Here is a 13,192-nt window from a genome sequence, read left to right as displayed (position 1 = left end):
CATGTCCGCGGCGCCCGATCTAGCCGCCAGATTGGCCTCGCTTTTGGGCGAGACATGGTCCGCGCCCGATATCAGGCTAGTGCACAGGCGCAGCTTGCATGCCTATCACGATTGGGTGCTTGAGGATTTGATCTTCGCCAATAGCGCGGGCGAGGACATCCCCGCCTATTTCATTCGTCCGCCTGATGGCCATGGCCCTGTGCCCGCGATGGTCTATGCCCAGGCCCATGGGGGCAAATATGCGATGGGACGAGACGAACTGACCCAAGGCCGCGGATCGCTGCAAGGGCCTTATGGCGCGGCATTGGCCCAGATGGGTTGTGCCTCGCTTTGCCTTGAGATGCCCTGTTTCGGGGCAAGACAGCAGCCCGATGAAGCCTCCCGCGCCAAGGCGCTGGCATGGCAGGGCAGCACGCTGTTTGGGCAGATGCTGGCCGAGCAACGCGGCGGACTGGCGTTTTTGGCAAGCCATCCCGCAATTCTGCCTGACAGGATCGGCGCGATGGGGTTTTCCATGGGCTGCACCTTGGCGTGGTGGCTGGCGGCACTGGATCCGCGCATTCATGCGGTCACGGCGTTATGTTGTTTTGCCGATATCGCGGAATTGGTGCGGCTTGGCGCGCATGATGCGCATGGGGTCTATATGACGGTGCCAGGCCTTTTGCCTGTCGCGCGCACAGGCCAGATAGCGGGGCTGGCAGCCCCCCGCCCACTCCAGATTGCAATCGGCAGGCAAGACCCGCTGACCCCGCCCTCCGCCTTCGAGATTGCGCGCAAGGATCTGCTGCAGGCCTATGCGGCCCATGATGCGCAATCGGAGCTTCAGTTTCATCTGGAGGACGACACGGGCCATCTGGAAACACCCGCAATGCGCCAAGCGGTGCTGGAGTTCCTCAGGGCGGCCTTGCTGGAGGATTAGCCCGCGCCATCCTCGAAATAATCGCGGTTATCGGCGATCAGTTGCGTCAGCGTCGACAGGATCGAGCGTAAATGCAGCCGCATCCTGTCCAGAGCCTGACCGGAATAGCCATTGACGATGGAGTCCAGAATGCCGCGATGCTCTTCAAACAGCTCGGTCATCCGCTCCTGATGGCCAAGCGACAGACAGCGCAACCGATCAAGGGCGGTCTTTTCGCTCTGCAAGATGTTGCTGACACGCGGGTAACCCGTTGCCTCAGCCAAAAGGCTGTGGAATTGGTCATCAAGCGCATGGAATGTGGCGCGATCATTATCGGCAAGCGCATCGGCCTGTTGCTTGAGATTGGTTTCCAGCGCCGCGCGCGCGGCCTCAGATAGGCCCGTGTCGCAGAGCCGCCCGATCACGGCCACTTCAAGCGCTTCGCGCAGGAATTGCGCGCCGCGTATTTGATGCTCGGCCAGTTTCGACACATAGGTGCCGCGACTGGGATAGGTGACGACCAGCCCCTCGCGGCGCAACAGGGCAAAAGCCTCACGTACAGGGGTTCGGCTGGCCCCGAAGACCTGACCAATCTCGTTTTCCGAGATCATGCTTCCTGGGGTCAGGGTGACATTCAGAATTGCTGATTTCACATCCGTTGCAATCTGTTCTGCGGCAGGGCGGGACAGATCCAATGGCCTGACAGGCAAGGCGCTCATGTCAATATTGGACGCTTTTCTATTCACCCTTAGACCCTTTGCAGGAAGCATTCTACCCCACCTGTATACCGGTATTCAATTTGCTTGACAACCGCTCTGTGCCTGTGGCTGATTGAACAAGACAGTCGGGAGGGGGTGTCGCACTATGGCTGAGAAATCGCCAAAACGAGCGGTTCTGATTGGGGCGGGCATGGTTGCGCGCACCCATCTTGCGGCCTGTGCTTCGGCCTCGCAAAAGGTTGCCTTGGCGGGGATTTATTCGCGCAGCCCTGATCGGGCGCGCGCGCTGGCGGATGAGGCCCAAGCCATGCTTGGCGCATCGCCTCGGGCTTATGCATCTATTGATGACGTGGCCGCCGATGATAAAGTCGATTTCGCCATCATCCTGACCCCGCCCAATGCGCGGGCCGAGATCATCGCGCCGTTGGCGGCGGCGGGCAAACATATCCTTTTGGAAAAACCTGTTGCGCGCGATGGCGCGGAAGCGCGCGAGGTGGTGGGCCTTTGCAGCGCGGCGGGCGTCCGCTTGGGTGTGGTGTTCCAACATCGTATGCGGGCGGCCTCGCGGCAGGCGGCGCAGATGATCGCAACTGATACCTTCGGGCCTTTGGGTCTGGTCGAGATCAAGGTGCCATGGTGGCGCGAGCAAAGCTATTACGATGTCGCAGGTCGTGGCAGCTATGCTCGCGATGGCGGGGGTGTGCTGATCTCGCAGGCGATCCACACGATTGATCTGGCGCTGTCTCTGGCAGGCCCCGTGCAAAGCCTTCGCGCAATGGCCGTGACATCACGCTTTCATCAGATGGAGGCCGAGGATTTCGTGGTGGCGGGCTTGGAGTTCACCTGCGGGGCGGTGGGTTCATTGACCGCCAGCACCGCCAGTTTCCCCGGCGCGCCTGAGACGATTACCCTGCATTTCGATCTTGCGAGCTTGCATCTCGAGGCGGGCCAATTGCGCATATCTTGGCGCGATGGTCGCGTTGATACCTTTGGCGAGGAGGCTGGCACAGGCGGCGGGGCCGACCCGATGGCCTTCACCAGCGATTGGCACCAAGCCATTTTGGAAGATTTCGCCGATGCAATATCCGAGGATCGCGCGCCTTTGGTCACGGGCGAGGCCGCGCTTGCCGCCCATGATCTGATTGACGCCATCACCCGCGCTGCGCGCTCGGGCCAGACCGAGCAGGTGGCAGCATGACACGTCCCCTTCGCTTTGGCGCCATCGGTATTGATCACCGTCATATCTACGGAATGGCTGGCAGCATGATCAAGGCCGGCGCGGAATTTGTGGGGTGGTGGACCGACGGCCACCCGCCGCCCGAGGCGGGCATGATCGAGCGTTTTCCCGATGTCGCGCGCGTCGATGCGGCTGCGCGCTTGCTGGAAGACGACAGCATTGATCTGATCCTTCTGTCAGGCATTCCCCGCGACCGCGCGGATTGGGCGATTGCTGCGATGGAGGCAGGCAAGGATGTGATGACCGACAAGCCGGGCTGTATCAGTTTTGAGCAGCTTGACGCTCTGAAGGCTTGCGTGGCGCGCACGGGGCAGATCTGGTCGATTGATTTCTCGGAACGCTTCGAGGTTCCCTGCGCCTCAATGGCGGCAGATCTGGTCGCGCAAGGTGCGATTGGCAAGGTTGTGCAAACACTGGGGCTTGGTCCGCATCGCCTGAACCGCGCCACACGGCCCGATTGGTTCTTTGACCGTGCCGCCTATGGCGGGATCATCACCGATATCGGCAGCCACCAGATTGACCAATTCCTGTTCTTCACTGGCTCTCATGATGCCGAGATTACCATGGCCAATGTCGCAAATTACGCCAATCCCGAGGATCGGGGGCTGCAAGATTTCGGTGAGTTGGCGCTGCGCAGTGATCGGGCCCATGGCTATATCCGCCTTGATTGGTACACCCCCGATGCCTTGCCGAATTGGGGGGACGGGCGGCTGACCATTCTGGGCACTGAGGGTTATATCGAGCTGCGCAAATATGTGGATGTCGGCAGCCAAGGCACCGATCACCTGATCCTTGTGAATGGTACGCGCTGCGAGAAAATCGATGCGTCGGGGGCTCCGCTGCCCTATTTTGACAGGCTTATCCATGACATCCGCCACCGTGACGAGACAGCGATGAGCCAGAGCCATGTTTTCAAGGTCTGCGACTTGGCCCTGAAGGCTCAGGCGATGGCCGAAGGGCAGCGCCCGTGATCCGCGTGGCGATCATAGGGGCGGGCATCGGGGCCGAGCATTTGCAGGGCTACCGCGCCTTGCCGCAGCGGTTCCATGTCGGCACGCTTTGCGATCTGGATTTGGATCGCGCGCGCGCCGTGGCGGGCGCGGCGGGGGACGCGGGCGATATTGCCGTGACGAGCGATTTTGACGCCGTATTGGCCGATCCTGCGATTGATCTGGTGGATATTTGCCTGCCGCCGCATCTGCATGTTCCGATGAGCCTGAAGGCGCTTGCCGCCGCCAAGCATGTGATCTGCGAAAAACCTATCACCCGCGCCTTGTCCGAGGTCGATCAATTGATCGAGGCGGCAAGACAGGCAGGCCGTCAGGTTTTTCCCGTGTTCCAATACCGCTATGGTCGCGCGATGGCGCAACTGCGCGCTCTCAAATCCGCAGGGCTTTTGGGCCGCGCCTATACGGCCAGCCTCGAGACCCATTGGAACCGCGATGCCGCCTATTACGCCATTCCTTGGCGCGGCACATGGGATGGTGAGGCAGGTGGCGCGGTGCTGGGGCATGCGATCCATGCCCATGATCTGCTGTGTCACTTGCTGGGACCAGTGGCGCAGGTTTTTGCGATGACCGATACACGGGTCAATCCCATCGAGACCGAGGATTGCGCGGCGCTGGCCTTTCGGATGGAAAGCGGTGCCTTGTCCAGCAGTTCAATCACGCTTGGCGCGGGCAATGACACGACGCGGCTGCGCCTCTGCTACGAGCATCTGACCGCCGAGAGTGGCACAGCCCCCTACGCCCCGATGCAGGATAACTGGCGCTTCGTGGCCCGCTTGCCTGCACGCCAAGCCGAAATCGATGCGATTGTCGGAGAGGTTCCGGAAGGGCTTGGCGGTTTTGCAGGCTATCTGGAGGCCGTGGCCGATGCTTTGGCAGGCGCAGGCGGTGCAGAGGTTACCTTGCAAGACGATGGCCGCCGCTCAATCGAATTGATCACCGCGATCTATGCTTCAAGCCGAACGGGCAGGGCGGTTGCTTTGCCGCTTGGAGCCGATACAGTTTTCTACCAAGGGTGGCTGCCTGATCCGCCCGCTTTTTCACGCCTATCAGGACAATAAGGGAGGAACCTGACCAATGAAGAAGAATATCTTGATGACGACAGCCTTGGCGGCTGGACTGGGCATGGCGGCAAGCGCTTCCATGGCGCAGGAAATCCGCTTCATGTGCTATTCGGATGGCAATGAATGCGAAGTCTATGACGACGTGCTCAGCCGTTTCGAGGCCGATAACCCGGGCGTTGATGTGATTGTCGACGTGGTGCCTTATCAGGCCATTCTGGAAAACCTGCCCGTGCAGCTTGCTGCCGGCACTGGCCCTGATCTGGCAAAAGTCACCGATCTTGGGGGTTTGAATGAATACTACCTTGATCTCGCGCCTCATGTGGATGCTGGATACTGGACTGACAGCTTCGGCGAGACGCTGAACTGGTACCGCGCAGGTGCCGATGACGCAGGCATCTATGGCATGCATAGCCAGTTGACCATCACGGGGCCTTTCGTCAACGCAACCCTGTTCGAGCAAGCTGGCGTCGAGTTGCCGGGTGCGGGTGCATCTTGGGATGATTGGGCTGCAGCCTCGCGCGCTGTCGCCGAAGCAACGGATGCTGATTTTGCAATGGCGATTGACCGCTCCGGTCACCGTGTGGCGGGCCCTGCCGTGTCTTATGGCGCGCAGTATTTCGATGCTGATGGCAATGGCCAATTGGTCGATGACGGCTTCACCGCCTTTGCCGAGCAATTCGTCGCTTGGAACGAAGATGGCACCATGGCACGTGATGTCTGGGCGGGGCAGGGTGGGGCAACCTATCAAGACGCCGCACAGGAATTCATCAATGGCGAGCTGGTCTTCTATTATTCCGGTTCATGGCAGGTCGGCCGCATGGATGACCAAGTGGGTGATTTCTTCGATTGGCAAGTTGTCGGCAGCCCCTGTGGTCCCGCTGGACCCTGCTCGGGCATGCCCGGTGGTGCAGGTGTCGTAGGCTTTAGCCAGACCGAGCATCCCGAGGTTGTGGCCGCTGTGATCGACTATCTCGCGCAAGAGGATGTCTATGCAGAAGTGGCCGCACGCACACGCAACCTGCCAGCCCATCTGGGTGTCGCGGGTGCTGGTGTTGAGTTCGAGGGCGCATCGCCTGCCGCTCAAGCTGCATTGACCGCATTCGCCGCCGATCTTGCCAATGTCTCGCCGATTGCCTTTGCCTATCAGGGCTATGCTGGCAACCGCGCGATGTTCGGCATCACGGTTGAGCGTCTGAGCCAAGCGATTGTGGGCGAATTGACCGTGGCAGAGGCCATGGAGCGCGCAAGCTCCGATCTTGCGGCAGCGATGGCGGAAAGCCAGTAACCCTTTAAAAACCTCGCGCCCCCTTTTGCAAATCGCGCAGATAGGGGGCGCGGCATTGCCAATGCGGAGGTCCCATGCTGCGGATCATCACCCCCATCATGCGTGTCATCGAAATTCCGTTTCTGGGCTTGCAGCGCCTGCTCGGGATCAATCGCCTTGCTTGGGCATTTCTTTTGCCAAACCTCGTGCTTTTTGGCCTTTTTGCCTTTCTTCCTGTAATCGTGAATGTGTTTTATGCAACCACAGGCAGTGACAATGTTCTTCTGGTTGACCGCCCCTATGTGGGCGCGCGAAACTTCAATAATCTAATGGATTGTTCCAATTTTCTTGATCCCAATTCCTGCCGCGAGGACAAGTTCTGGCGCGCGGTCTGGAACACGACATGGTTCGTGACCTTGCAGGTGGGCATCATGGTGGGCTTTTCGCTTTTGACCGCGATCATCCTGAACCGCGATATTCGGGCGCGCGGCTTTTTCCGCTCGGTTTTCTTCTTTCCCGTCCTGCTCTCGCCCGTTGTGGTGGCCCTGATCTGGAAATGGATTTTGCAGCGAGAAGGCGTGCTGAACGCCTTTCTTGATTGGACGGGTGTGGGCGGGATCAACTGGCTGGTTGATGCGCAATGGGCTTTTGGCTGGTCGGTGTTTATCTCGGTCTGGGCGCATATGGGCTTTTATACGCTGATCCTTCTGGCGGGGCTTCAGGCCATTCCGCGCGATGTCTATGAGGCGGCCACGATGGACAAGGCCTCGCCTTGGCGCAGCTTCCGCCGCATCACCTTGCCGCTGTTGTCGCCCACCATGCTGGTGGTGCTGGTCTTGGCGCTGATCAAGGGCGTGCAGACCTTTGACGAGATTTACGCCTTTACGGGCGGGGGGCCGGGCACGGCCACGACCTTCATCATCCAGTATATCTATGAAGAAGGCTTTGCGGGTGCGCCGCGCCTGTTCGGACTGGCGGCGGCGGCCTCGCTGCTGGTGGCGGGCGTTCTGGTTGTGCTGACATTGGTGCAACTATGGATCAATCGGAGGAACGCAGATGTCTAGAGCTTGGGCTTTCCTTACCGCGACCCGAGGCAAGGGGCGGCTGCATTGGACCGATTGGGTCTCCTATGGGTATCTCTGTCTTGGGATTTTCCTGATGTTCGGCCCTGTGGTCTGGCTGGTTCTATCCAGCTTCAAAACCCCCAATGAATTGGACCGTTTCCCGCCCCGCTTTTTGCCCTATGCACAAGAAACGCTGGAGGTTGAGGGCTTTGATGAACCGCTTTTGGCCTATACCGTGCTTGAGGGCGATCTGGAGGGCGAGATCGTCGGCCAGACCCGCCGTGGTTCGGGCCGGATCGAGGTTGTACTGCCTGCAAATCCGCAGGAGCGTATCCGCCTTGAACTGGCGCAGGTCGAGGCCATCGAGCGGGTGGCCTTTGCCACCCAGAACTACACCCAGCTTTTCGAGCGCTTCAATTTCTTGCGTTTTTTCTGGAACTCAACTTTCATAACGGTGACCGCTACCTTATTAATGTTGCTGGTAAATTCCATGGCAGCCTTTGCCCTGTCGAAATATGAATTCAGGGGCCGCACCTCGGTGCTTTTACTGGTGATTGGCACGCTCATGATCCCGCAAACGGTGGTGCTGGTGCCTTTGTTTCTGATTGTGACGCAATTGGGGATGTTCAATTCGCTTTGGGGGGTGATCATACCGGGGGCTGCAACCCCCACAGGGGTGTTCCTTCTCAGGCAATATATGATCACCATCCCCGACGAGATACTGGACGCCGCCCGTATGGACAAAGCCAGCGAATGGAAGATTTTCTGGCGTATCATCATCCCGCTTTCGGCCCCCGCCATCGCGGTTCTTGCGATCCTTGCGATCATGTGGCGCTGGAATGATTTCCTGTGGCCACTGATCGTTCTGACCCAATCGGAAAATTTCACGCTGCAATTGGCGCTCAATTCCTTCCAAGGGGAGTTGCAGACCGATTGGCCTAGCCTGCTGGCCATGACGGTTCTGACCCTGCTGCCAATCGCGGCCGTGTTCATGTTTTTACAAAAATACATCGCCACCGGGATCGCCTCGACAGGCGGCAAATGAGCGGTGACGCTGGAGTAGGAAAGGGCTGAAATGGCCAAGATTGAATTAAAACAACTGCGCAAATCCTATGGCGCAATCGAGGTGATCAAGGGGATCAATCTCGAGATTGCGCATGGCGAGTTCTGCGTTTTTGTGGGGCCATCGGGCTGCGGAAAATCCACGCTGTTGCGGATGATCTCAGGGCTGGAGGGCATTTCGGGCGGCGATATCGTGATCGGTGATGAGGTGGTCAATGACATCCCCGCCGCCGATCGTGGCTTGGCGATGGTGTTCCAGTCCTATGCGCTCTATCCGCATATGTCGGTGCGCCAGAACCTGTCTTTCGGTCTGGAGAATATCAACACCCCGCGCCCCGAGATTGCGCGCAAGGTTGATGAGGTCTCGCGCATGTTGCAGATCGACATGCTGCTGGACCGCAAGCCAAAGGACCTGTCGGGTGGGCAACGTCAGCGGGTGGCCATCGGGCGCGCCGTAGTGCGTGAGCCGCGCGTCTTCCTGTTTGACGAGCCGCTCTCCAACCTTGATGCGGAGTTGCGTGTGGATATGCGCGGCGAGATTACGGCCCTGCATCGCCGTCTTGAGAATACGATGATCTATGTGACCCATGATCAGGTCGAGGCGATGACCATGGCCGATAAAATCGCCGTGCTGCGCCTTGGCGAGTTGGAGCAATTCGGCACCCCGCTTGATCTCTATAATCGCCCGCGCAACCTCTTTGTTGCGGGCTTTATCGGCAGCCCGAAGATGAATTTCATCAAGGGCCGCGTGAGCGGGGACAGCCGCGCGCGTATGGAGTTGGAGACGGGCGAGATGCTGGATCTGCCCGAGACGGGCTTTGCACAAAGGCTTGGCCAAGAGGTGACGCTCGGTATCCGCCCCAATCATATGCAGCCCACTGCGGCAGGGCCTATCGCAATGGATGTCGCCAGCGTCGAGCAATTGGGCGGCGAGTCCTATCTTTACGGGAAATTGCAAAGCGGCGCGGCCGTGACCTTGCATATGGCGGGTCAGACCAATGTCCAGATCGGCGAGCGGATCGCGATTTCGCTCAGCGCCGATGAGGTGCATCTTTTCGATACCGAAAGCGGTGAAACTCTTAGGACCGAGTAAGCGGAACAAGGAAGGCCCAGATGCGGCAAACATGGCGCTGGTTCGGTCCGGCAGATCAGATCAGCCTTGCTGAAATCCGCCAGACAGGTGCGCAGGGCATCGTCTCGGCGCTGCATCATATCGCCTCGGGCGAGGTCTGGCCGCGCGACGAGATCACAGCGCGCAAGCTTTTGATCGAAGGACAGGCTGGGGCCCCCACGGGTCTGAGCTGGGATGTGGTCGAAAGCCTGCCTGTGTCTGAGGCGATCAAGACCCAAGGCCCCGAGGCCAAAGCCCATTTCGCCGCCTATCGCGAGAGCCTTACCCATCTGGCGGCGGCTGGCATCAAAACAGTGTGCTACAATTTCATGCCTGTGCTGGATTGGACCCGTACCAAGCTCGCCGCCCCTTTGCCCCATGGCGGCACCACTATGGCCTTTGATCTGGTGGATTTCGCGGGTTTTGACATTCATTTGCTCCAGCGCAAAGCCGCGCAGGAAGATTATGGAGAGGCGCTGCGCGAGGCCGCCCGCGCGCGGATCGACGCGATGGATGAGGCAGGGCGCAAAGCCCTGACCTCCAATATTGTTGCAGGGCTTCCGGGGGCCAATGAACGCTGGAGTTTGACGGATGTGGCCGCACATCTGAGCCGGTACGATACGGTCTCGCCAGCGCGATTGCGCCAAAACCTGATCGATTTTTTGAGCGAAGTGGCCCCCGCAGCCGAAGCCCTTGGGCTACGATTGTGTTGCCACCCCGATGACCCACCTTTCCCCCTGCTGGGGCTGCCGCGTGTGATGTCATCTTTGCAGGATTACAAAACCGTGCTGGAGGCTGTTGATAGCCCTGCCAATGGGGCCACTTTTTGCACGGGATCGCTTGGTGTGGATGCAGGGTTTGACCCCGTTGCTTTTATCCGCGACTTGGGGCCGAAAATCCATTTCGTGCATCTGCGCAATACCACGCGCCATGCCCCCGAAGATGGCGCGCGTTGCAGCTTTTACGAGGCTGAACATCTGGGGGGCGATACCGATATGGTCGCCACGATCCGCGCACTTCTGGCAGAACAAGCGCGCCGCAAGGCTGAAGGCCGTGCAGATTGGGAAATTCCGATGCGCCCCGATCACGGGCAGGCGCTTTGCTCGGATTTGCAGCGCCCCTTGCAGCCCGGCTATCCGTTGGTTGGCCGTTTGCGCGGTTTGGCTGAATTACGCGGGGTGATGGCGGCTCTGACGGAATGAAGGGTCATCGGGAACCTCGCGGCGAAACAGGCCTTGGACCAGACAAATCCCTTGTCCTGCCGACGTTTCGCAAAGCGCGGATTGTTAATTCCGGTCACCGGTCGCGCCGAAATAGTGTTGCAAGGATCAAACGGGCATGACGTATGTAGACAACGCGCCTTTCAGTTCCAAAACCCATCTTTATGCAGCGCGGAACACTTCCTATAGAGATAATATGAGCACGCTCCTTTCCCCTGATAAAACGCGTCTTAGCGCCCCCGATTGCCTTGCCATCGGTCGTCTCAAGAGGCTGGCCGAGTTGCACGGTGCTAAACGGGTCTTCTTCTATGGACAGACGGCATGACCCCCTCTTCTTTGCCGGAAAATCTCGGTGTCGGTATCCTGCATTTCGGCCTTGGCGCATTCCACCGAGCACATCAGGCGGCCTTCACACAGGATGCAATTTTAGCCTGCGGGGGCGACTGGGGGATTGAAGCTGTTTCCATGCGCAATCCAGCGCTCGCAGGAACGCTGATGGATCAGGGCGGACGATATACCTTGATCGAACAACATCCAAAGGGGCCAAAGCTCCTTGAGATGACGGTGATCCGAAAGGCGCGTGCGCTTCAAGGAAATGAATTCCGCCTCATTGAACGGATGGCAGATCCGGCAATCCAAATCGTGACCATTACGGTGACCGAAAAGGGCTATGGGGCCGACATCGGATCACGGTGCCTAGACCGGTCCAATAGCGCAATCACCCACGATCTTGCTGATCCCGAAGCGACCCCGCAAAGCCTTATCGGCCTAATTGTATTGGGTCTGGCTGCCCGTCATGATGCGGGTCTTGGAGGACTAACGCTGATGTCCTGCGATAACCTGCCGGAGAACGGTGATTTGCTTGCGGCACTCGTTCTCGAATTCGCTCAAGAGACACAGCCAGGCCTTGTGGAATGGATTTCCAGAGCATGTTGTTTTCCCAACAGCATGGTCGATAGGATTACACCAGCGGCCACGGATGAAACTTTTGCGATTGCTCAAGCGGCACTTGGTCGCCCTGATCTTGCGGCAATCGAGACCGAAGCTTTTCGCCAATGGGTCATCCAAGATAGTTTTGCAGGCGCGCGCCCTGCTTGGGAACAGGCGGGGGCCGAGATTGTCCCTGATGTGGCCCCCTTCGAGACAATGAAACTGCGCCTTCTTAACGGATCGCATTCGCTTATTGCCTATCTCGGCGCCTTGGGAGGGTTTCCAGCGGTACGGGACGTGATGGCCGATGCCGACCTTGCCAATGTGGTTCAGGCGCATATGACCCTTGCTGCCCAAACCCTTCCACCGACACCTGGGATGGATGCAAAAAGCTATGCAGACGCATTGGTTTCGCGTTTTGCAAATCCCGCCATCGATCATCGTTGCTTGCAAATCGCAATGGATGGCAGCCAGAAATTACCGCAGCGCATCTTTGTTCCAGCTCGCCTGCAATTAAAAGCAGGGCGGGGGATCGGGACATTTGCTTTGGCCACGGCCGCGTGGCTCCGTTTCGCCGAAGGAATAGATGAAAAGGGGCGGAAATTGGATCTTAATGACCCGCTGGCAGACAATATCCGCGCAGTTTTGGCTCGGGCTGGTACAAATCCTGAAGATCGTGTTTCTGCTATCGCAACCATCCCCAATTTTGCGCATCAAGGAGTGCTCGAAGATCAGAGATTTTCTCACAGGACCGCTGAATTGCTGAATATACTCGAGCAGCACGGTGTTCATGCAGCGGTACAGGCTGCATTGAAAAACTGAGAGCTTCTTAAATAACCGGAACGATTTCGACGCATGGCGCTAAATTGCCTGCCGTCAGCGCCTAGTTTTGTAGACGCTTCGCTTGGAGATTTTGGAATCGAGGCAAGGCCGATATGAACAAAAGAATACGGTTTACAGACGAGATCAAACAGGACGGCGTGTCACCACTTGTGTAAGCGTTTGTTTAACCTTTTCTCAAAACAGTCTGAATGCTACTTCATAGGCACTGAAACTAAACGACAATTTTGAAAATTGGCTCCGGCGGTAGGGATCGGAGCTAGTTTTCGCACCCACTTTTAAAGCGCTGAAATTGCTAAATTTTTTAGGTCAGTTTCGGTGTCCAGAGTTGGTTTTGTGACAGCGGTGTGCCATCAGAGTGATAATCGGGTGTAAGCTACTTGCATAGACCTTCGGATGGCAAATTGGCCTAGGGTCATGAGCCTCCCCCTTTGAATTGGTCCGTCCCTATAGTTAGGAAAACGGAGAATCGAAGATGGGAATTACGAGACCGAAGCCTGAAGAGATTGTTGTTAAGCTGAGGCAAGTTGAGGTGCTGACAGGCCAAGGTATTGCGCGCCTGGATGCGATCCGGCAAATCGGCATTACTGAACAGACGTATTATCGCTGGAAAAAGAAATACGGTGGAATGGGCACTGAGCAGCTTAAGTGAGCCTCCCCCTTTGAATTGGTCCGTCCCTATAGTTAGGAAAACGGAGAATCGAAGATGGGAATTACGAGACCGAAGCCTGAAGAGATTGTTGTTAAGCTGAGGCAAGTTGAGGTGCTGACAGGCC

11 protein-coding genes and 1 pseudogene are annotated in these 13,192 nt (G+C 58.1%); 11 read left to right on the top strand and 1 reads right to left on the bottom strand.

Features of this window, described 5'->3' with window-relative positions:
• Position 1: 1 nt before the first annotated feature.
• Positions 2 to 919, top strand: a complete 918-nt coding sequence (locus tag ACTYEO_RS08790) for an alpha/beta hydrolase family protein (protein ID WP_449323363.1) — start codon at positions 2 to 4, stop codon at positions 917 to 919.
• On the opposite strand, the gene ACTYEO_RS08785 is transcribed toward ACTYEO_RS08790, so the two are convergent.
• Positions 916 to 1,617 carry a GntR family transcriptional regulator gene (locus tag ACTYEO_RS08785; RefSeq protein WP_449323362.1) on the bottom strand — a complete coding sequence of 234 codons (702 nt, stop codon included), beginning with the start codon at positions 1,615 to 1,617 and terminating at the stop codon, positions 916 to 918. The two genes, ACTYEO_RS08790 and ACTYEO_RS08785, sit on opposite strands and share 4 nt — an antisense overlap.
• A 145-nt stretch (positions 1,618 to 1,762) precedes the next feature.
• On the opposite strand from ACTYEO_RS08785, the gene ACTYEO_RS08780 reads away from it, so the two are divergent.
• The 10 genes and pseudogenes from ACTYEO_RS08780 to ACTYEO_RS08735 all read left to right on the top strand — a co-directional run.
• Positions 1,763 to 2,815: a Gfo/Idh/MocA family protein gene (locus ACTYEO_RS08780; protein WP_449323361.1), complete on the top strand. Its 1,053-nt coding sequence runs from the start codon at positions 1,763 to 1,765 to the stop codon at positions 2,813 to 2,815.
• Positions 2,812 to 3,825 carry a Gfo/Idh/MocA family protein gene (locus tag ACTYEO_RS08775; RefSeq protein ID WP_449323360.1) on the top strand — a complete coding sequence of 338 codons (1,014 nt, stop codon included), beginning with the start codon at positions 2,812 to 2,814 and terminating at the stop codon, positions 3,823 to 3,825. Before ACTYEO_RS08780 ends, ACTYEO_RS08775 begins: the two co-directional genes overlap by 4 nt.
• Positions 3,822 to 4,922: a Gfo/Idh/MocA family protein gene (locus ACTYEO_RS08770; protein ID WP_449323359.1), complete on the top strand. Its 1,101-nt coding sequence runs from the start codon at positions 3,822 to 3,824 to the stop codon at positions 4,920 to 4,922. The genes ACTYEO_RS08775 and ACTYEO_RS08770 overlap by 4 nt, the downstream gene beginning before the upstream one ends.
• A 16-nt stretch (positions 4,923 to 4,938) precedes the next feature.
• Entirely contained in the window at positions 4,939 to 6,210 is a 1,272-nt protein-coding gene (locus tag ACTYEO_RS08765) for an ABC transporter substrate-binding protein (protein WP_449323358.1), read from the top strand.
• 74 nt (positions 6,211 to 6,284) lie between these two features.
• Positions 6,285 to 7,253 carry a carbohydrate ABC transporter permease gene (locus ACTYEO_RS08760; protein ID WP_449323357.1) on the top strand — a complete coding sequence of 323 codons (969 nt, stop codon included), beginning with the start codon at positions 6,285 to 6,287 and terminating at the stop codon, positions 7,251 to 7,253.
• The gene (locus ACTYEO_RS08755) at positions 7,246 to 8,298 is read left to right on the top strand and encodes a carbohydrate ABC transporter permease (protein WP_449323356.1); all 1,053 of its coding nucleotides are present in this window, start codon (positions 7,246 to 7,248) and stop codon (positions 8,296 to 8,298) included. The genes ACTYEO_RS08760 and ACTYEO_RS08755 overlap by 8 nt, the downstream gene beginning before the upstream one ends.
• 30 nt (positions 8,299 to 8,328) lie before the next feature.
• A complete protein-coding gene (locus tag ACTYEO_RS08750) occupies positions 8,329 to 9,408 on the top strand; it encodes an ABC transporter ATP-binding protein (RefSeq protein ID WP_449323355.1) in 1,080 nt (359 codons plus the stop codon).
• A gap of 20 nt (positions 9,409 to 9,428) precedes the next feature.
• Complete coding sequence (uxuA, locus tag ACTYEO_RS08745; protein ID WP_449323354.1) at positions 9,429 to 10,628, top strand: mannonate dehydratase; 1,200 nt, start codon at positions 9,429 to 9,431, stop codon at positions 10,626 to 10,628.
• A 339-nt stretch (positions 10,629 to 10,967) separates the two neighbouring features.
• The gene (locus tag ACTYEO_RS08740) at positions 10,968 to 12,398 is read left to right on the top strand and encodes a mannitol dehydrogenase family protein (protein WP_449323353.1); all 1,431 of its coding nucleotides are present in this window, start codon (positions 10,968 to 10,970) and stop codon (positions 12,396 to 12,398) included.
• A gap of 493 nt (positions 12,399 to 12,891) precedes the next feature.
• Positions 12,892 to 13,065 (top strand): annotated as a pseudogene (locus ACTYEO_RS08735) (transposase); the annotation flags it as partial.
• Between the last annotated feature and the right edge of the window lie 127 nt (positions 13,066 to 13,192).

The organism is Rhodophyticola sp. SM2404 (assembly GCF_053570515.1).
The sequence above is the reverse complement of the archived record's forward strand: the minus strand, read 5'-3'. Positions and strand labels throughout refer to the sequence as shown.